This window comes from Streptomyces sp. NPDC001787 (genome assembly GCF_040297465.1).
Classification (GTDB): domain Bacteria; phylum Actinomycetota; class Actinomycetes; order Streptomycetales; family Streptomycetaceae; genus Streptomyces.
Genome location: NZ_JBEOZE010000001.1, coordinates 384,482 through 403,478 on the forward strand (window position 1 = coordinate 384,482; position 18,997 = coordinate 403,478).

General features: G+C 71.7%; 17 protein-coding genes. 8 read left to right on the forward strand and 9 right to left on the reverse strand.

The genetic code is table 11. The features are described 5' to 3' along the window. Positions 1 to 46: 46 nt before the first annotated feature. Positions 47 to 829 carry an adenosylcobinamide-GDP ribazoletransferase gene (locus ABT170_RS01600; protein WP_351863391.1) on the reverse strand — a complete coding sequence of 261 codons (783 nt, stop codon included), beginning with the start codon at positions 827 to 829 and terminating at the stop codon, positions 47 to 49. Between the two features lie 88 nt (positions 830 to 917). Here ABT170_RS01600 and ABT170_RS01605 point away from each other — a divergent pair, with 88 nt between their 5' ends. Next, positions 918 to 1,682: a hypothetical protein gene (locus ABT170_RS01605; RefSeq protein WP_351863393.1), complete on the forward strand. Its 765-nt coding sequence runs from the start codon at positions 918 to 920 to the stop codon at positions 1,680 to 1,682. On the opposite strand, the gene ABT170_RS01610 is transcribed toward ABT170_RS01605, so the two are convergent. The 4 genes from ABT170_RS01610 to ABT170_RS01625 form a co-directional block, all read right to left on the reverse strand. Next, positions 1,622 to 2,353: a hypothetical protein gene (locus ABT170_RS01610; protein WP_329943204.1), complete on the reverse strand. Its 732-nt coding sequence runs from the start codon at positions 2,351 to 2,353 to the stop codon at positions 1,622 to 1,624. The two genes, ABT170_RS01605 and ABT170_RS01610, sit on opposite strands and share 61 nt — an antisense overlap. Then, positions 2,350 to 4,179, reverse strand: coding sequence for a phosphatidylglycerol lysyltransferase domain-containing protein (locus tag ABT170_RS01615; protein WP_351863396.1), 1,830 nt, complete (start codon positions 4,177 to 4,179; stop codon positions 2,350 to 2,352). Before ABT170_RS01615 ends, ABT170_RS01610 begins: the two co-directional genes overlap by 4 nt. A gap of 83 nt (positions 4,180 to 4,262) precedes the next feature. Beyond that, complete coding sequence (cobT, locus tag ABT170_RS01620) at positions 4,263 to 5,444, reverse strand: nicotinate-nucleotide--dimethylbenzimidazole phosphoribosyltransferase (protein WP_351863398.1); 1,182 nt, start codon at positions 5,442 to 5,444, stop codon at positions 4,263 to 4,265. A gap of 108 nt (positions 5,445 to 5,552) precedes the next feature. Next, positions 5,553 to 6,755, reverse strand: coding sequence for a bifunctional adenosylcobinamide kinase/adenosylcobinamide-phosphate guanylyltransferase (locus tag ABT170_RS01625; RefSeq protein ID WP_329943201.1), 1,203 nt, complete (start codon positions 6,753 to 6,755; stop codon positions 5,553 to 5,555). A gap of 78 nt (positions 6,756 to 6,833) precedes the next feature. On the opposite strand from ABT170_RS01625, the gene ABT170_RS01630 reads away from it, so the two are divergent. Further along, positions 6,834 to 7,097, forward strand: a complete 264-nt coding sequence (locus ABT170_RS01630) for a hypothetical protein (protein WP_329943200.1) — start codon at positions 6,834 to 6,836, stop codon at positions 7,095 to 7,097. Positions 7,098 to 7,252: 155 nt separating this feature from the next. Here ABT170_RS01630 and ABT170_RS01635 read toward each other — a convergent pair whose 3' ends face one another. From ABT170_RS01635 to ABT170_RS01645, 3 genes are all read right to left on the reverse strand, one after another. Beyond that, complete coding sequence (locus ABT170_RS01635; protein ID WP_329943199.1) at positions 7,253 to 8,350, reverse strand: S1C family serine protease; 1,098 nt, start codon at positions 8,348 to 8,350, stop codon at positions 7,253 to 7,255. A 114-nt stretch (positions 8,351 to 8,464) separates the two neighbouring features. Further along, positions 8,465 to 9,199, reverse strand: a complete 735-nt coding sequence (locus tag ABT170_RS01640; RefSeq protein ID WP_329943463.1) for a class I SAM-dependent methyltransferase — start codon at positions 9,197 to 9,199, stop codon at positions 8,465 to 8,467. A gap of 59 nt (positions 9,200 to 9,258) precedes the next feature. Continuing rightward, a complete protein-coding gene (locus tag ABT170_RS01645) occupies positions 9,259 to 9,855 on the reverse strand; it encodes a DUF3043 domain-containing protein (protein ID WP_266930020.1) in 597 nt (198 codons plus the stop codon). Positions 9,856 to 10,151: 296 nt separating this feature from the next. Here ABT170_RS01645 and ABT170_RS01650 point away from each other — a divergent pair, with 296 nt between their 5' ends. The 5 genes from ABT170_RS01650 to ABT170_RS01670 all read left to right on the forward strand — a co-directional run bounded on the left by ABT170_RS01650 (position 10,152) and on the right by ABT170_RS01670 (position 16,962). Next, positions 10,152 to 10,934, forward strand: a complete 783-nt coding sequence (locus ABT170_RS01650) for a PspA/IM30 family protein (protein ID WP_266930018.1) — start codon at positions 10,152 to 10,154, stop codon at positions 10,932 to 10,934. A 10-nt stretch (positions 10,935 to 10,944) separates the two neighbouring features. Continuing rightward, complete coding sequence (pspAA, locus tag ABT170_RS01655; RefSeq protein ID WP_329943198.1) at positions 10,945 to 11,223, forward strand: PspA-associated protein PspAA; 279 nt, start codon at positions 10,945 to 10,947, stop codon at positions 11,221 to 11,223. Positions 11,224 to 11,421: 198 nt separating this feature from the next. Further along, the gene (locus ABT170_RS01660) at positions 11,422 to 12,705 is read left to right on the forward strand and encodes a sensor histidine kinase (protein WP_329943197.1); all 1,284 of its coding nucleotides are present in this window, start codon (positions 11,422 to 11,424) and stop codon (positions 12,703 to 12,705) included. Continuing rightward, complete coding sequence (locus ABT170_RS01665; protein WP_266930013.1) at positions 12,702 to 13,391, forward strand: response regulator; 690 nt, start codon at positions 12,702 to 12,704, stop codon at positions 13,389 to 13,391. The genes ABT170_RS01660 and ABT170_RS01665 overlap by 4 nt, the downstream gene beginning before the upstream one ends. A 421-nt stretch (positions 13,392 to 13,812) precedes the next feature. Next, positions 13,813 to 16,962, forward strand: coding sequence for an efflux RND transporter permease subunit (locus tag ABT170_RS01670; RefSeq protein WP_351863403.1), 3,150 nt, complete (start codon positions 13,813 to 13,815; stop codon positions 16,960 to 16,962). 237 nt (positions 16,963 to 17,199) lie between these two features. On the opposite strand, the gene nadA is transcribed toward ABT170_RS01670, so the two are convergent. Continuing rightward, positions 17,200 to 18,387 carry a quinolinate synthase NadA gene (gene nadA, locus ABT170_RS01675; RefSeq protein ID WP_351863405.1) on the reverse strand — a complete coding sequence of 396 codons (1,188 nt, stop codon included), beginning with the start codon at positions 18,385 to 18,387 and terminating at the stop codon, positions 17,200 to 17,202. 221 nt (positions 18,388 to 18,608) lie between these two features. Between nadA and ABT170_RS01680 the strand changes: the two genes are divergently transcribed. After that, positions 18,609 to 18,965: a HesB/IscA family protein gene (locus ABT170_RS01680; RefSeq protein WP_329943194.1), complete on the forward strand. Its 357-nt coding sequence runs from the start codon at positions 18,609 to 18,611 to the stop codon at positions 18,963 to 18,965. The last annotated feature ends 32 nt before the right edge of the window (positions 18,966 to 18,997 follow it).

Sequence of the window (18,997 nt, forward strand, 5' to 3'; positions counted from 1 at the left end):
GGCGGGGGCCGGTTCGGCCCGGCCGGTGGTGGACCGGCCCGGCGGCTCACGCCCCCAGCGCCAGGATCACCAGGGCCGCTGTCGCCGCCGTCTCCTCCAGCCCGCCGAAGACATCCCCGGTCACTCCGCCGAAGCGCCGTACACAGTGCCTGAGCAGCAGCTCCGCGGCCACGAGGGCGCCCAGTACGGCGAGCGCGTGGTGCGGTGCCCCGTACGGGCCCACCAGCGCACCCGCCGCCGCGCAGCCCGCCACCGTGAGGACCCCGGCCACCACCGCGCGCCCCCTGGGAACCGTGGACGCGACCACCGCGCCCAGCCCCTCCGGGCGGGCCGCGGGCACGCCCTGACGCGATGCCAGGGTGAGCGCGAGCCGAGCCGCGACGGCGGCGACGGCCGCCCCCAGCGCCCCGTGCGCCCAGCCCTGCGCGTACAGCTGGAAGAGGACCGCGACCTGGGCCAGCAGGACCAGGAGCAGCGTGATGACACCGAACGGCCCAATGTCCGACTGCTTCATGATCCGCAGGGCGTCCTCGGCCGGTTTGGCGCTGCCGAGGCCGTCCGCGGTGTCCGCCAGACCGTCCAGGTGCAGGCCCCGGGTGAGGGCCGCGGGCACCGCGACGGAGGCGACCGCCGCGAGCAGCGGCCCCGCCCCGCACAGCAGCAGCAGGGAACCGAGCGCGGCGGCGAGCAGGCCCACGACCAGACCGGCGAGCGGGGCGCAGAGCATTCCGGCGCGGGCGCTCTCGCGGTCCCAGCGGGTGACGCGGACGGGGAGCACGGTCAGCGTGCCGAAGGCGAAACGTATGCCGTGGCTGTTCAGGGAGGTCACCGCGGGCAGGCTAGCCGGTTCATCTCGCCGATAGATTGGGCAAAACGCCTCAAAGGCTGAGTAGTGTGACGTATCGGGAGTGGGTGGCATGGGTCACTGGTGGCACACCAACATCACCGAGCCGGGCAAGCTCCCACTGCTCCTGGCGTTGAGCGCCTTCGTCCTGACCTTCGCGGTCACCCGCACCATCACCCGCATGATCCGGGCGGGGAAGGGGCCCTTCCGCAACATCACCCCGGGCGGGGTGCACATCCACCATGTGGTGCCCGGGGTCGTGCTGTCCGTGGTCGGCGGCTTCGGCGCGGTGGCGAGCGGACGCCACGGGGTGACCGCCGGGGTCTTCGCGGTGATCTTCGGGGTGGGAGCGGGGCTCGTGCTCGACGAGTTCGCGCTGATCCTCCACCTCGACGACGTGTACTGGACCGAGGAGGGCCGCCGCAGCGTGGAGGTCGTCGTCCTCACGGCCTCGCTCGTCCTGCTGGTCCTCGCGGGCTTCTCACCGCTGGGGGTGGACGACGTCAGCGGTGACGAACAGCAGAGCCGGCTGAGCGTCATCCTGTCCGTCGTGATCAATTTCTGCTTCGTGCTGATCGCCCTGTTCAAGGGCAAGGCGCGGATGGCGGTGGTCGGCACGCTCGTCCCGTTCATCGCGCTGATCGGCGCGATCCGGCTGGCCCGGCCGACATCGTTGTGGGCGAGGCGCTTCTACCGGGGCCGGCACCGGGCCCGCTCCCGGGCGGTGCTGCGCGCCTACCACCACGACGTGCGGTGGGTGGGGCCGCGCCGCAGGTTTCAGGACCTCATCGGCGGGGCCCCGGACCGGGTGCCGCTGCCGCCCGCGCCCCGGTCCTGACCGCGCCGGCGCGTGTGCCGGCGCCACTCGGCCACGGCGCACAGCACCAGTACGGCGGCGATCGCGGCGAGATGTTCCTTGCCCGCCAGGTTGTCCTTGAAGACGATCTCCACCACCATCGCCACGATCACGAGTGCCCCGGTGAACCAGGCCCGGTAGGCGCAGCAGACGTACACCGCGAGCCCCACCACCGCCGCCGACGGCCCCGTGTCCACCACCTGGGCGTCGGAGGCGGGCAGTCCGAAGAACCCCGCCGGACCGACCGCGACGCCGATCCGCGCGTACAGTGTCCCGGCCAGTGTCGCCAGGTACGCGATACCCAGCGTGCGCCCGCGCCCCAGAGTGATCTCGGCGATGCCGAGCACCAGGAGCAACTGCGCCAGCGCACCCCACACCGGCAGGTCGAGCGCGGGGACGAACGGCGACAGCGGGGTACGCAGCAGAGCGAGCCACAACGGGTCCTCGGCCCGCACCGCGCCGAGGTTCTGCACGGTCCGCAATCCCCAGGACCGGTTCTGCACCACCTGTATCAGCGCCGTCAGGAACACGGCCGTCAGCGTCAGCGGCAGGGCCCGCACTCCGCGTGCGGCCAGTGTCCGCCGTACGGTTCCCAGCAGCGGCCCCCACTCCCGGCGGGCCGCCGAGCGCAGGGCGCCCGTACGGAGGGTCATCTACGGGTCTCCAGATGGGTGCGGTGCATCCACCTGGGCAGCCCGGGAGCCTCCAGGAACCCTTCGGCGCGGCCCGCCGCGACGCCGATGCGCAACAGGTCGGCGCTCTTCTCGAAGAGCATGAATCGGGGCTCCCAGATCGGTCGGTACTTGGCGTTGGCGCGGTAGAGCGACTCGATCTGCCACCAGCGCGAGAAGAAGCTCAGCAGGGAGCGCCACAGTCGCAGCACCGGTCCGGCACCCAGTCGCGATCCCCTCTCGAAGACGGACCGGAACATCGCGAAGTTGAGCGAGACCTGCGTGATCCCGATCTCCCCGGAGCGCTGGAGCAGCTCGATGACCATGAACTCCATCAGGCCGTTCTCCGCGTCCCGGTCGCGGCGCATCAGGTCCAGCGAGAGGCCGTGCGGGCCCCAGGGGACGAAGCTCAGGACGGCGCGCAGCTCGCCCGGCTTCCTGTCCGCCCCGCCGTCCCCGGCGGGGCCGCCGCTGCCGGGGGTGTCGCTCCCCGCGGGGGCGTCGCGGCACTCCAGCATCACGCACCGCCCGTCCGCCGGGTCGCCCAGGCGCCCGAGAGCCATGGAGAAGCCGCGTTCGGTGGCCCCGTCGCGCCAGTCGTCGGCGCGGCGCAGCAGCTCGGCCATCTCGTCGGCGGGAATGTCCGCGTGCCGTCGGACGGTCACCTCGTAACCGGCCCGCCGGACCCGGTTGTACGCCTGGCGCACGGTGCGCATCGCACGCCCTTCGAGGGTGAAATCGGCCGTTTCCACGATCGCCTCGTCGCCCAGCTCCAGCGCGTCCAGGCCGTGCCGGGCGTAGACGGTGCCCGCCTCCTCGCTCGCGCCCATGACCGCCGGGATCCAGCCGTGCTCCCGGGCCTCGGCGAGCCACGGTGTGATCGCGCCCGGCCAGGCCTCGGGGTCGCCGATCGGGTCGCCGGAGGCGAGCGAGACCCCGCCGACCACCCGGTAGACCACGGCCGCCTTCCCGGTCGGCGACCACACGGCGCTCTTCTCGCGCCGCAGCGCGAAGTAGCCGAGCGAGTCGCGGTCGCCGTACTTGTCCAGAAGCCCGCGGAGCCTCGCCTCGTCCTCGGGGGTGAGCGCGTCGACGGCCCGGCGGGCCCGGAAGGCCACGTACACCACGGCGATCAGCAGCAGCGTGGACAGGATGTTGATGACGACATCGACCCAGCCCGGCGTGGTGATGCCGGGGAACCGTGAGTCGTCCGCGGCGACCGAGATCAGCCGCAGCGCCCCGTAGCGCCAGCGGTCCAGGAACGTCGAGCGGTGGTCGTCGTGCGCGGTGTTGGTGAGGGTGACCAGCCCCGCGGCGAGCAGCGAGGTGACCAGCAGCCCGACGGCCGCCACGACGGCCGCCAGCCTGGGGTTGGAGCGGTCGCCCTTCGCGTAGAACTCCCGCCGGCCCAGCAGCAGCGCCAGGACGAACGCCGCGGTGAGGGCCAGCGAGATCCAGTTCTGCGCGTGCTGTCTGATCTCCGGGAAGAGGAACGCGAGAGCCAGGAGCAGCAGCAGAAGCCCGCCCGCCACCACATTGACGATCCAGGCGGCCCGCTTGCGCCGCCGCATCGTGACCGCCAGGAAGAGCGCGACCACTCCGGAGGAGAAGCCCGCGGTGAGCAGATAGGGCGTGAAGAAGTTCTCGGTGTTGTGGCGCCGCAGGTCCTGGCCGAGAGTGACCCAGACGGCGCTCAGGAAATTGATGAACGAGACGACACGCAGGTACCAGATCGCGAACGCCGCGCTGCGCCGTGACCGGGCGGTACTGCGCCCGGCTTCCTCACTCGACAATCGGACCTCTCCCATGAAACGCGATCATATGGGGCATCGCGGATCGTGGTGACGCGGGCTGCGACCGGTATGCGCGGCCCGCGTGTGTCCGGGAGCGGTCAGCCGCCGCTCTTCGCGTCGCCCGTCACGGGGACGGCGTGGTCGGGGTCCGCGTGACCGGCGGCGCCGTCCGCTTCGGCGTCCTCATCAGCCTCCACATCAGCTTCCACATCAGCTTCCGCTTCGGCCTCCGCTTCCGCTTCCGGCGCCCCCTCGGGAAGTTCGGCGGCCAGCGCCGCCGCGGCCTGGACGAGCGGCAGGGCGAGCAGTGCTCCGCTGCCCTCGCCGACCGTGACGCCGTGGTCGAGGAGCGGCGTCAGGGCCATCCGGTCCAGCGCCTTCGTCTGCGCGGGCTCACCGCTGACCTGACCCGCCAGCCACCAGTCCGGAGCCCGGAACGCCGCCCGCTGCGCCACCAGCGCGCAGGCCGCCGACACGACGCCGTCCAGGATCACCGGCATCCGGCGCACCGCGCTCTGGAGCAGGAAGCCCGTCGTCGCGGCGAGATCCGCACCGCCGACCGTGGCCAGCAGCTCCAACTGGTCACCGAGGACCGGCCGGGCCCGGCGCAGCGCGTCCCGGATCGCCGCGCACTTGCGCATCCAAGCCAGATCGTCGATGCCCGCACCGCCGCGCCCCGTGACCACGGAGGCGTCCGTGCCGCACAGCGCGGCGATCAGCGTGGCCGCGGCCGTGGTGCCGCCGACACTCAGATCGCCGAGCACCACCAGGTCGGTGCCGGAGTCGGCCTCCTCGTCGGCGATCGCCATACCCAGGCGTACCGCCTGCTCGGCCTCCTCCGCCGTCAGCGCGTCCTCGATGTCGATCCGCCCGCTGCCGCGCCGCACCCGGTGCCGTACGACGGACTCGGGCAGCAGCTCCGGGTCGCAGTCCACCCCCGCGTCGATGATCCGCACCGGTACGGAGAAGCGGCGGGCCAGTACCGACACGGGGCTCGCGCCGTCCAGCGCGGCCCGGACCAGCTCGTGGGCGCTCCCCGCCGCACGGCCGGACACCCCCAGCTCCGCGACCCCGTGGTCGCCGGCGAAGAGCACCACGCGCGGCCGCTCGACCGGCTTGACCGGTACGGACTGCTGCGCGGCGGAGAGCCACTCGGCCAGCTCGTCGAGGCGGCCGAGGGCACCCGGGGGAACGGTCAGCCGCTCCCGGCGTTCCTCGGCATCGCGCCGTACGCCGCCGTCGGGGCGTTCGATCAGGTCGGAGAAGTCGTCCAGATTCACGGAGGTCTGCCTCGCGGGTCGTCACGTCGGGGTCCGGGAACCCGGCGGCGGGCTCCTGCCGGGAACAGTACCGGTGCCGCCTTCCCCCGAGTACGCCCGGAGGCGGGCTCACCCCCGCAGTACCAGCACCTGTCCCGCCACCACCAGCAGCACTTCCTCGCACTCGGCCGCGACCGCCGCGTTCAGCCGCCCCAGCTCGTCCCGGAACCGCCGCCCCGCGGCCGTCGCCGGCACCACCCCCGCGCCCACCTCATTGGTCACCGCCACCACCTTGCGCCGGGTCGCGCGCACCGCGGCGGCCAGCTCCGCCACCCGCTCCCGCAATGCCTCCTCGCCACCGTCCGCCCACCGAGCGTCGTCCCAGGCGCCCACCCGGTCCATCGCGTCCGTCAGCCACAGCGACAGACAGTCGATCAGCAGCGGGGGCCCGTCCGCCGACAGCAGCTCCGCCAGCTCGCAGGTCTCCTCGGTCTGCCACGCGGCGGGCCTGCGCTCCCGGTGCAGCCCCACCCGCGCCGCCCACTCGGCGTCGCCGTCGCGCCGGCCCCCGGTCGCCACGTACACCACCGCGGGGAAGGTCTCCAGACGCTGCTCGGCCTCCAGCGACTTCCCGGACCGCGCGCCACCGGTCACCAGCGTGCGCCGGGGCACATCCGGGACCGCGTGGTACTCGCCCACCACCAGCGTCGTACCGTCCGGCACGGCCCGCGCACCGGCGGCCGCGAGCCGGCGGTCCAGCGCGGCGCCCGGAGGCGCGTCGTGGTCCAGATGGACGGCGATGACCTCGGTGGTCGGGCCGATCGCGTCGACGGCCCGCAGCCGGGCCACGGCGTCGGGCCGTGCGATCACATCGCCGGCCACCATGTCGTACGGCGCCGTCGCCCGGTCGGTGAGTCCGGCGGGCGCCGCTCCCGGCGGGAGGTACAGCAGCCGTTCGCCCTCCGGCGAGGTCACCTCGTAGCCGGTCCCCGGGGCGTCCATCGGCACCGCCCGTACCCGGTGGCCGCTGATCAGGGTCAGTACCTGGCCGTCCGGCACCCGCCCGGCCGGCGGCAGCACGGCGGGCAGCTCGACGGCGGGCCCGTCGTGGGGGTGGGTCAGCAGGACCTGGCGCACCCCGGTCAGCGAACGCCCCGCGCGGGCGGCCGCGAGCACGGCCCCGGGGGTGAGGTCGAGCAGCAGCGCGTCGTCGACCAGCAGGGCGGTCGCGGCCCGTGCCCGCGGGCCGTGGGCCGTCGCGCAGACGGCGCAGGGGCAGTCGGGCCGGGGCAGGCCCTCGGGGGCTCCGGTGCCGAGCAGAGTCAGTTCCACACGATGATCCTCCCGCGTCCCCGCCCGGGGTGCGCGCCCGGCTAGGCTTCGGGCAGCAACGTGACCCAGGAGGCGGACATGGCGTGGACGTGGCGGTTCGAGAAGTCCGACGGTACGGAGACGGAGCCGGCGCTGCAGCCGGAGGAGTTCACGACGCAGGGGGACGCGGAGTCCTGGATCGGTGAGTTCTGGAAGGAGCTCCTGGCGGGCGGGGCGGAGCAGGTGACGCTGTTCGAGGACTCGGTCGAGATCTACGGCCCGATGAGCCTGCGCGCGGACGGGGCCGGGGGCGCGGAGGGCGCCGGCGCGGAGGACCGGGCCGACACGACGGACCGGGCCTGACGCCGAGCACCGCCCGGTCCCGTCCGACGGGAAGCCGGACGACGGAAAGCGGGAAGGGCGGGCGGTACAGGGACTTCCACCTGTACCGCCCGCCCTTCCCGCTCCCGGGAGATCCGGTCCGTTCCGCTCCCGGGAGACCCGGTCCGCGGACCGGATCAGATCTCGCCCAGCGTGACCTGGGCCGTCCTCTCCGTGTCGCCGCGCGTGTAGGTCACCTCGACCTTCTGGCCGGGCTTCTCGCCCGCCAGGGCCTCCGAGAGCGAGGTGATCGTCGTGACGGGGGCGTCGCCCACCTCGGTGATGATGTCGCCGACCCGCAGCCCCGCCTTGTCGGCGGCGCCGCCCTTGGTCACGCTGACCAGCGCCACCCCGGCCGGCCGGTAACTGTCGTCGACGACCGTGCGGCCGGTGATGTTCAGCGCCGCCCGCCCCGAGTCGGTGACCCTGCCGGTCTCGATGATCTGGTCGGCGACCGTCCTCACCATCGAGACCGGGATCGCGAACCCGATCCCGGGCGCCGCGCTGTCACCCATCTGGGGGTCGGTCGCCGCCAGCGTCGGAATGCCGATCACCTCGCTGTTGAGGTTCACCAGCGCGCCACCGCTGTTGCCCGGGTTGATCGCCGCGGAGGTCTGCACCATGTCGGCGATCGTGGCCCCGGTGCCACCGCCCGAACGGCTCTCGCTCACGGTCCGGCCGAGGGCCGAGACGATGCCCTGGGTGACGCTGCTGGACAGACCGAGCGGCGAGCCCATCGCCATCACGATCTGCCCCACCTCGACCTTCTCCGAGTCGCCGAACCTCGCCGCCTTCAGCCCGTCGGGGACCGCGTCGAGCTTGATGACGGCCAGATCCTGTTCCGGGTACGTGGAGACGAGCGAGGCGCTGAGGACCTTGCCCCCGGTGGCGACGCTGACCTTGAAGGACTTCTCCTCGCCGACGACGTGGGCGTTCGTGACGATGTGCCCCTTGCCGTCGTAGACGATGCCGGAGCCCAGACTGTCGGAGGCGTCGATCTGCACGACCGAGGGCAGTACGTCCTTGATGACGGCCTGGTAGTCGTCCTGGAGGTCATTGGTGGCGCGGGAGGCCGAACCCTGTGCCGCGCCCGTCGGACTGGAGCCGGGTTCCACGGAGCCGGATCCGGAATCGGAGCAGCCGCCCACCAGGGTGATCGCGCAGACGCCCGCGGTCAGCGGCATCAGCAGCCGTCGCACCCGGCTGAGGGGGTGTCGGGAGTGTGAGGAGTCCATGTCCGGCAGTCTCATGGCACAGACCCCCGCGGGGCCTGTGCTGATGGGCCGAACGGGGCGGCGGCGCCGCCTCCGGCCCACCCGGGGCCGTACGCGCGGCCCGCCCCCGCGGCGTCAGCCGCGTACTCCGCACAGATGCAGCAGGGCCGCCACCCGGCGGTACGGATCCGTCCGCGCGGCCCGGTCCTCCGCGGCCAGCAGCTGCTCCAGCTCCGTGGCGGCGGGCAGCTCCACGTCGTTGCCCACGTTGTCCGTGAAGACCCGGACCCCGTACCAGGCGTGCAGCGGCGCCGCGATCCCGGCCAGCGTGGCCGTCAGGGCGTCGAGCCGGTCGGCCCGCACCGTGAGGCCGAGCCGGTTGGTGTACGTGGCGGTGTCGAAGGCCGCCAGCGCGCCCGCGAAGTCACCGGCGTACCCGGGGCGCATCGCCAGCGCGTCCGCGTTCCGTACGAGCAGCGAGAGCAGCCCGCCGGGGGCCAGCATCCGGGCCAGGCCCGCCAGCATCGGGTCCGGCTCCGGCACGTACATCAGCACGCCGTGGCAGAGGACCACGTCGAAGCTGCCGGGCAGGAAGTGCACCCCGGTGTCCCGGCCGTCGCCCTCGATCAGCCTGACCCGCTCCCGGATGCCCTCGGGCTCCACCGACAGCGACTCACGGGCCGCCCGCAGCATGGCCGCGTCGGACTCCAGCCCGGTCACCGAGTGCCCGGCCCGCGCCAGGCGCAGGGCCTGGGTGCCCTGGCCCATGCCGACGTCGAGCACCCGCAGCCGCTGCCCCACCGGGAAGCGCGCGGCTATCTGCTCGTCCAGCTGTCGGGCGACGAGTTCCTGGCGGACCGTGTTGCGCAGGCCGCCGAGACCGTCCAGCCACGCCGAAGAGACCCCCGTGAACCCGGAGGTCTCCGTACTCAGGGCCGCTCTCCGCGCTTGACCTGGGGCTTGGGAAGCCGCAGGCGGCGCATCTGGAGCGTGCGCATCAGGCCGTACGCGACGGCACCACGCTTCGGGGTGTCCGGGAAACGCTCCCGCAGCTGCTTCTTGAGCCGGAACGCGAGGCCGATCGAGTCGACCACGATCAGCACGATCACGCCGAGCCAGAGCAGCAGCGAGATGTTCTGGATGTTCTGGATCTGGATCACGCTGAGGATCAGGATGATCACTGCGAGCGGCAGGAAGTACTCGGCGACACAGAAGCGCGAGTCCACGAAGTCGCGGACGAAGCGCCGGACCGGCCCCTTGTCGCGCACGGGGAGGTAGCGCTCGTCGCCAGTGGCGAGCGCCTCGCGCTGCTTGGCCATGTCGACGCGGCGCGCTTCGCGCTGGCGCTTCATGGCCGCCTTGCGGTCGGTCGGCGTGCTGGAGGCACGCCGGCGCTGCGTCTGGGCCTCGCTGCGCTTGGGGGTCGGGCGGCCCTTGGGGGCCTGCGGGTCGCGGGACTGCCTGGAGAGGTCCGTCGTCACCTTGTCGGTGGGGACCTTCTCTTCCTTGGCACGGCTACGGAACACAAAACCCAAGGGTACGGGGTCGGCCGCGACACGTACGGACCGGGCGGGAACGATCCGGCAACGGCCCGCCGTTCGAGATGGGTCCTGACGGGGCAGAACGGACGTTTGTCACCCGCCTCCCTGACCGCCACCTACTCCCTGGGCTGGAGCGTTCTCCGGGCGCAGTCGTCCTTGGGGAGGAGCACATCCGCGTCCGAACAGTGCGGTAATAGAGACAGGGCCCGTACTGTGGGTTCTGTTGGAGTGCTGGAGCTCAGTCCGTCAGAAGGGGGCGCGCGAAGCCCATGAGCGGTGTCATGAAGCGTATGGGGATGATCTTCCGCGCGAAGGCAAACAAGGCCCTTGACCGGGCCGAGGATCCGCGCGAGACCCTCGATTACTCGTACCAGAAGCAGCTGGAGCTGCTTCAGAAGGTGCGCCGCGGCGTCGCCGATGTGGCGACCTCGCGCAAGCGGCTGGAGCTGCAGCTGAACCAGCTGCAGGGACAGTCGTCCAAGCTGGAGGACCAGGGCCGCAAGGCACTCGCGCTCGGCCGCGAGGACCTGGCCCGCGAGGCGCTTTCCCGGCGCGCCGCCCTCCAGCAGCAGGTCACGGACCTGGAGACGCAGCACACCACGCTGCAGGGTGAGGAGGAGAAACTCACTCTCGCGGCCCAGCGCCTTCAGGCCAAGGTCGACGCCTTCCGTACGAAGAAGGAAACGATCAAGGCGACCTACACGGCAGCCCAGGCGCAGACCCGGATCGGCGAGGCCTTCTCCGGGATCTCCGAGGAGATGGGCGACGTCGGTCTGGCGATCCAGCGGGCCGAGGACAAGACCCAGCAGCTCCAGGCGCGGGCCGGTGCCATCGACGAGCTGCTCGCCTCCGGAGCCCTGGACGACCCGACCGGCACGGCGAAGGACGACATCGCCGCCGAGCTGGACCGGATCTCCGGTGGTACGGATGTGGAGCTGGAGCTGCAGCGCATGAAGGCCGAACTGGCCGGCGGCTCCTCCTCCTCGCAGCAGGCCATCGAGGGCGGCGCCCAGGACGCCGCACCGCAGTCGCAGCAGTCCCCGCACAGGTTCGACAAGCAGTAAGGGCAACGTCATGATCGTACGGATCATGGGGGAGGGCCAGGTCAGACTGGCCGACAGTCATGTCGCCGAGCTCAACGAGCTCGACGACGTACTGCTCGCGGAAATGGAGAGCGGCGACGGCTCCGGCTTTCGCGCCACGCTCCATGCGCTCCTGGACAAGGTGCGCGAGCTCGGTACACCCCTGCCGGACGACTCCCTGGAGCCGTCCGGGCTGATCCTGCCGTCGCCGGACGCGACCCTCGAAGAGGTGCGCGCCATGCTCCGCGACGACGGGCTGATCCCCGGCTGACAGCCGCCGCGCACGACTCCCGCTCCACGCTCCGACAGCACCCGCCTCGCACAGTGCCCCGCCCGGTCCGCCGGCTGCGGGGCACCGTGCTGTCCGCCGCGGCTTCCGGGCCCGGCTTCGGGGCAGTGGCGGTTCTGTGGTCGTATTCGCACACCGCGCTGACGAATCCGTGTACGACACGCCGTACCGTTGCCCGATGTGACCACCCTCTCGACCGGGCTCGTGCGCGCCCGCCGCTGGCTGCGGGACCATCCCCTGGCGTTCGACGGGGCCCTCGCCCTCATCGTGTTCCTGAGCATGATCTGCGCGTCGTTCGCCGACCCGGGCGCGGCGAACGACGGGAGGCCGAGCTTCGGCACCCGCAGCCCCGAGGTCTTCAGCGTGTTCATGATGGCGCTCAGCGCCGGAGCCCTCGTGCTGCGCCGCAGGCGCCCCATGGCGGTGCTCGCCTTCACCGGCGCCCTGGCGGCGGCGGAGTTCGTGCTGACGGACCCGCCGGCCCCGGTCGTCATGGGTGTCGTCATCGCCCTCTACACCGTCGCCTCCCGCACCGACCGGCCCACCACCTGGCGGGTCGGCCTGGTCACCATGGCGGTGCTGACCGTGGCCGTGATGGTCTTCGGCTCGTCCCCCTGGTACGCGCAGGAGAACCTCGGCGTCTTCGCCTGGACCGGGATGGCGGGCGCCGCCGGGGACGCGGTCCGCAGCAGGCGCGCGTTCGTCGACGCGATCAGGGAACGTGCCGAACGCGCCGAGCGCACCCGCGAGGAGGAGGCCCGCCGCCGGGTCGCCGAGGAGCGGCTGCGGATCGCCCGGGACCTGCACGACGTCGTCGCCCACCACATCGCCCTGGTCAATGTCCAGGCCGGGGTGGCCGCCCATGTCATGGACAGGCGCCCGGACCAGGCCAAGGAGGCGCTCGCCCACGTCCGGGACGCCAGCCGCTCGGCGCTCAACGAACTCCGGGCCACGGTCGGGCTGCTGCGGCAGTCCGGCGACCCCGAGGCCCCCACCGAACCCGCCCCCGGGCTCGCCGTCCTCGGTGGGCTGGTGGCCACCTTCCGCAACGCCGGGCTCCCCGTCGAGGTGGCCTGTGCCGACAGCGAGCCCCCGCTGCCCGCGGCCGTCGACCTGGCCGCCTACCGGGTCATCCAGGAGGCGCTGACCAATGTCCGCAAACACGCGGGGTCCGGTGCCAGGGCCGAGGTGAGCGTCATCCGGGTCGGGGTGACGGCCGAGGTCACGGTGCTCGACAACGGCCGCGGCGGTGACGCCCGCCCCGCCGTCGAGGACGAGGACCGCCACGGCGGCGGCCACGGCCTCGTCGGCATGCGCGAACGCGTCACCGCGCTCGGCGGCACCCTCACCGCGGGGCCTCGGTACGGAGGCGGATTCCGGGTGCATGCGATCCTGCCGGTCAGGGCCCGCACGGGTGAACCGGAGCGGCCGGGCACGGCGGGCAGGACGGGGGGACGCGGATGACACCGATCAAGGTGCTGCTCGCCGACGACCAGGCGCTGCTGCGCAGCGCGTTCCGGGTGCTGGTGGACTCGGAGCCCGACATGGAGGTCGTCGGGGAGGCGGCGGACGGTGCGCAGGCGGTGGAGCTGGCCCGCTCGACGCGCGCCGACGTGGTGCTGATGGACATCCGGATGCCGGGCACGGACGGGCTCGCCGCCACCCGCATGATCAGCGCCGACCCGGATCTGGCGGAGGTGCGCGTCGTCATGCTCACCACGTTCGAGGTGGACGAGTACGTCGTTCAGTCACTGCGCGCCGGAGCCTCGGGCTTCCTCGGAAAGGGTGCGGAACCGGACGAACTGCTCAATGCCATCCGTGTCGCGGCGGGCGGTGAGGCGCTGCTCTCCCCGGCGGCGACGAAGGGGCTCATCGCCACCTTCCTCGCCCAGGGCGGAAGTTCGGGGGAGGGGCCGGACTCCGCCGCGTACTCCGAGCGGCTCGCCGCGCTCACCGTGCGCGAACGCGAGGTCCTCGTGCTGGTCGCGGGCGGACATTCCAACGACGAGATCGCCGAGCGGCTCGCCGTCAGCCCGCTCACCGTCAAGACCCATGTCAACCGGGCCATGGCGAAGCTCGGCGCCCGCGACCGGGCCCAACTCGTCGTCATCGCCTACGAGTCGGGGCTGGTACGAGCCCGGCTGGAGTGACCCGCGGAGCACCGGCCGGAGCGACCGCGCAGCACCGGGCGGAGTGACCGCGGAGCGCCGGCCGGAGGAGAGGTGGAGCGCCGGGTGCGGCTACAGGTGGAGATCCGGCGTACTCCACCTGCGGTATGCGCGACATAAGAAAGCAACCCGGGGGCCGACGTCCCGGCCACCTGGATCGGCGATCGTATGAGAACGACCAGTACCTGGGGGCGGGGTCGCGGGGCGGGGCACGCACATCTGCGGCGTTGCCGTCACTCACCACGGCTCGGCCATCCACCGATCCTCAGTCCCGCCGGCCGGACATATCCGGCCCCGCTCCTTTCCCCGTCCCCCGTGTACCGGTCGGTACAAAGCGGCGGGAGGCTTCCCCGTTCCTCCTCCCGCCCATCTGCCGCGCAAGCCACAGAAGAGAGACCCACCCATGTCCTGGCTGTCCAGATTCAGCCTCGCGCAAAGGGCCCTGATCGGGCTGATCTCGATCGTCGCGCTCGTCTTCGGAGCGATCGCGATCCCGCAGCTCAAGCAGCAGCTGCTGCCCACCATCGAACTCCCGATGGTGTCGGTGCTGGCCCCCTATCCGGGTGCGTCTCCCGATGTGGTCGAGAAGCAGGTCGTCGAACCCCTGGAGAACTCCATCAAGGCCGTCGACGGCATCGAGGGCATAACCTCGACCGCCAGCGAGGGCAACGCCGTCATCATGGCGACGTTCGACTTCGGTGACGAGGGCACCAAGCAGCTCGTCGCCGACATCCAGCAGGCCGTGAACCGGGCCCGCATCCAGCTCCCCGACGACGTGGACCCCCAGGTCATCGCCGGTTCCACCGACGACATCCCGACCGTGGTCCTCGCTGTCACCGCCGACAAGGACCAGCAGGCGCTCGCCGACCAGCTGGACCGCACGGTCGTCCCCGCCCTGGAGGACATCGAGGGCGTCGGCCAGGTCGCCGTCGACGGGGTCCAGGACCTCCAGATCTCCGTCGTCCCCGACGACAAGAAGCTCGCCGGGGCCGGCCTGAACGCCGGATCGCTGGCCCAGGCGCTCCAGGCGGGCGGCGCCACCGTCCCGGCTGGTGCGTTCTCCGAGGCGGGCAAGAGCCGCACCATCCAGGTCGGCGGCGGCTACACCTCGCTGAAGCAGATCCAGGACCTCCAGGTCGCCGCCAAGGACCCGGCGACCGGTCAGCCCGGAAAGCCGGTTCGCCTCGGTGATGTCGCCGAGGTGAAGCAGGAGCCCTCCACCGCGGTCTCCATCACCCGGACGAACGGCAAGCCGAGCCTCGCCGTCATGGCGACGATGGACAAGGACGGCAGCGCCGTCGCCATCTCGGACGCCGTCAAGGAGAAGCTCCCGGACCTGCGCAAGGACCTCGGCGCCGGCGCCGAACTGACCGTCGTCTCCGACCAGGGCCCCGCCGTCTCCAAGGCGATCTCCGGTCTGACCACCGAGGGCGCGCTCGGCCTCCTCTTCGCGGTCATCGTGATCCTGGTCTTCCTCGCCTCGCTGCGCTCGACCCTGGTCACCGCGGTCTCCATCCCGCTCTCCGTGGTCCTCGCGCTGATCGTGCTCTGGACCCGCGACCTCTCGCTGAACATGCTCACGCTCGGCGCGCTCACGATCGCCATCGGCCGTGTCGTCGACGACTCGATCGTGGTCCTGGAGAACATCAAGCGGCACCTCGGCTACGGCGAGGAGCGCCGGCCGGCGATCATCGCGGCCGTCCAGGAAGTGGCCGGAGCGGTCACCGCCTCCACGCTGACCACGGTCGCCGTCTTCCTTCCGATCGGTCTGGTCGGCGGCATGGTCGGACAGCTCTTCGGCTCGTTCTCGCTCACCGTCACCGCGGCCCTGCTGGCCTCCCTGCTGGTCTCGCTGACCGTCGTCCCGGTCCTCTCGTTCTGGTTCCTGCGCGCCCCCGAGGGCACGGAGGAGAACCCGGCCGAGGCACGCCGCAAGGCGGAGGAGAAGGAAGCGGCCAGCAAGCTCCAGCGGCTCTACGTCCCGGTGCTCCGGTTCGCGACCCGGCGCCGTATCACCAGCATCGTCATCGCCGTCGCGGTGCTCTTCGCCACCTTCGGCATGGTGCCGCTGCTCAAGACGAACTTCTTCGACCAGGGTGAGCAGGAAGTCCTCTCCATCAAGCAGGAGCTGACGCCCGGCACCAGCCTGGAAGCCGCCGACAAGGCGGCCCGGAAGGTCGAGAAGGTCCTCGACGACGACAAGGGCGTCAAGGACTACCAGGTCACCGTCGGCTCCTCCGGCTTCATGGCGGCCTTCGGCGGCGGTACGGGCGCCAACCAGGCCTCCTACCAGGTCACCCTGAAGGACGCGGCCGACTTCGACGCCGCTCAGGACCGTATCGACGAGGCCCTCGGCAAGCTCGACGGCATCGGGGACACCACCATCGCCGCGGGCGACGGCTTCGGCAGCCAGGACCTCAGCGTGGTGGTCAAGGCCTCCGACGGCGACGTCCTGAAGAAGGCGTCCGAAGCGGTACGCACCGAGGTCGGCAAGATCAAGGACGTCACCGACGTCCAGAGCGACCTGGCGCAGAGCATCCCGCGGATCTCGGTCAAGGCCAACGACAAGGCCGCCGCGGCCGGATTCGACCAGGCCACCCTCGGCGCGGCCGTCGCCGGTGCGGTGCGCGGCACCCCGTCCGGCAAGGCGATCCTGGACGACACCGAGCGTGACATCATCGTCCGGTCCTCCCACCCGGCCACCACGATGGCCGAGCTCAAGGACCTGCCGCTCGGCCCGGTCCGGCTCGGCACGATCGCCGAGGTGAAGCTGGTCCCCGGCCCGGTCTCGATGACCCGGATCGACGGTCAGCGCGCCGCGACGATCACCGCCAAGCCCATCGGCGACAACACCGGCGCGGTCTCCACCTCGCTCCAGTCGAAGATCGACGCCCTGGACCTCCCGGAGGGTGCCACCGCCACCATCGGCGGAGTCTCCGAGGACCAGAACGACGCCTTCATGAAGCTGGGCCTCGCCATGCTGGCGGCCATCGCGATCGTCTTCATGCTGCTGGTGGCGACCTTCCGGTCCCTGGTCCAGCCGCTGATCCTGCTGATCTCCATCCCGTTCGCGGCCACCGGCGCGCTGGGGCTGCTCATCATCACCGGCACCCCGATGGGCGTTCCCGCGATGATCGGCATGCTGATGCTGATCGGCATCGTGGTGACCAACGCGATCGTGCTGATCGACCTGATCAACCAGTACCGGTCCCAGGGCATGGGCATCGTCGAGGCGGTCGTCGAGGGCGGCCGTCACCGGCTCCGCCCGATCCTGATGACCGCACTGGCGACGATCTTCGCGCTGCTCCCGATGGCGCTCGGCGTCACCGGCGAGGGCGGCTTCATCTCGCAGCCGCTGGCGGTCGTGGTGATCGGCGGTCTGATCACCTCCACGCTGCTGACGCTGCTGCTCGTGCCGACGCTGTACGCGATGGTCGAGCTGCGCAAGGAGCGCCGGGCCGGGAAGAAGGCGGCCAAGCGCGCCGGGAAGTCCGGACTTCCGGCCGCGCGGGCCACGGACGAGGCCCGCGAGACGGAGCCCTCGGGCGTGTGATCCGCCGGCCCGCTCCCTGACGGACGGCTGACGACGAAGGGGCCTGTCCCGCGCGTACATACGCGGGACAGGCCCCTTCATCGTCCCGGCGGCCCCGACGGGCGCCCGGACAGGCGCCCGGACCGCCCGGACCCACAGATCCGGGCTCCCGCCCGCGGTACCGCGGCCCGGGTAGTCCGGCCGGATGCCGGCCGGACACGCCGGACACGCCGGACGCGCCGGGCTGCGCTCGCGCGGCTACGCCAGCGCGAGCATCCGCTCCAGCGCGAGCTTCGCGTACTTCTCCGTCTCCGGGGCGACCTCGATCCGGTTGATCAGATTGCCCTCGGCCAGCGACTCCAGCGTCCAGACGAGGTGCGGCAGGTCGATCCGGTTCATCGTCGAGCAGAAGCAGACCGTCCGGTCGAGGAAGACGATCTCCTTGTCCTCGGCCGCGAAGCGCTCGGCGAGCCGGCGGACCAGGTTCAGTTCCGTGCCGATCGCCCACTTCGAGCCGGCCGGGGCCGCTTCCAGGGCCTTGATGATGTACTCGGTCGAACCGACGTAGTCCGCGGCCGCCACGACCTCGTGCTTGCACTCCGGGTGCACCAGCACATTGACGCCGGGTATGCGGGCGCGCACGTCGTTGACGGACTCGACCGAGAAGCGCCCGTGCACCGAGCAGTGCCCACGCCACAGGATCATCTTCGCGGCGCGCAGTTCCTCGGTGGTCAGGCCGCCGCCCGGCTTGTGCGGGTTGTAGAGGACGCAGTCCTCCAGTGTCATCCCCATGTCCCGCACCGCGGTGTTCCGGCCGAGGTGCTGGTCGGGGAGGAAGAGCACCTTCTCGCCCTGCTCGAAGGCCCACTCCAGGGCCGTCTTCGCGTTGGACGAGGTGCAGATCGTGCCGCCGTGCCTGCCGGTGAAGGCCTTGATGTCGGCGGAGGAGTTCATGTACGAGACGGGCACGACCTGTTCGGCGACACCGGCCTCGGTCAGGACGTCCCAGCACTCGGCGACCTGCTCGGCGGTGGCCATGTCGGCCATCGAGCAGCCCGCCGCCAGGTCCGGCAGCACGACCTTCTGGTCGTCCGAGGTCAGGATGTCCGCCGACTCGGCCATGAAGTGCACGCCGCAGAAGACGATGTACTCGGCCTCCGGGCGCGCCGCCGCGTCCCGGGCGAGCTTGAACGAGTCGCCGGTGACGTCCGCGAACTGGATGACCTCGTCGCGCTGGTAGTGGTGGCCGAGGACGAAGACCTTGTCCCCGAGCTTCTCCTTCGCGGCACGGGCGCGCTCCACCAGGTCCGGGTCGGACGGGGAGGGGAGGTCGCCGGGGCACTCCACGCCGCGCTCGCTCTTCGGGTCGGCCTCGCGGCCGAGCAGCAGCAGCGCGAGGGGCGACGGCTGTACATCCAGGGGCTGGGCGGTGGTCACGTCACGCACCCTCTCTTCTCTGCGGACTAGCCTTTTCGTCTATTTGACGTTATTTATCATAACCGCTTCGCGTCACGTTGACGATGCCGATAGCGTCGATGTGACGCATCCGGCTGCCCGGGTGGTGTGCGAGCATGAAAGGAACAGACAGGCACCTGGCCCGGAATGAATCCGCGGCCCCGACGGTTGAAACGTCGGCAAGCAGTCCGTACAACCCGGGAGAGAAGCAGATGTCCGTATCGGACGAGACCACCACCGTGAACGACGGCATCCTCCTTTCGGACGCCGCCGCAGCCAAGGTCAAGGGCCTGCTGGAGCAGGAGGGCCGCGAGGACCTGGCGCTGCGCGTCGCCGTTCAGCCCGGCGGTTGCTCGGGCCTGCGCTACCAGCTCTTCTTCGACGAGCGTTCGCTCGACGGCGACGTCGTGAAGGACTTCGACGGCGTCAAGGTCGTCACCGACCGGATGAGCGCCCCGTACCTGGGCGGCGCCTCCATCGACTTCGTCGACACCATCGAGAAGCAGGGCTTCACGATCGACAACCCGAACGCCACGGGTTCCTGCGCCTGCGGCGACTCCTTCAGCTAGGCGGCGGACCGACGGCGGCGGCCCCCGGGATC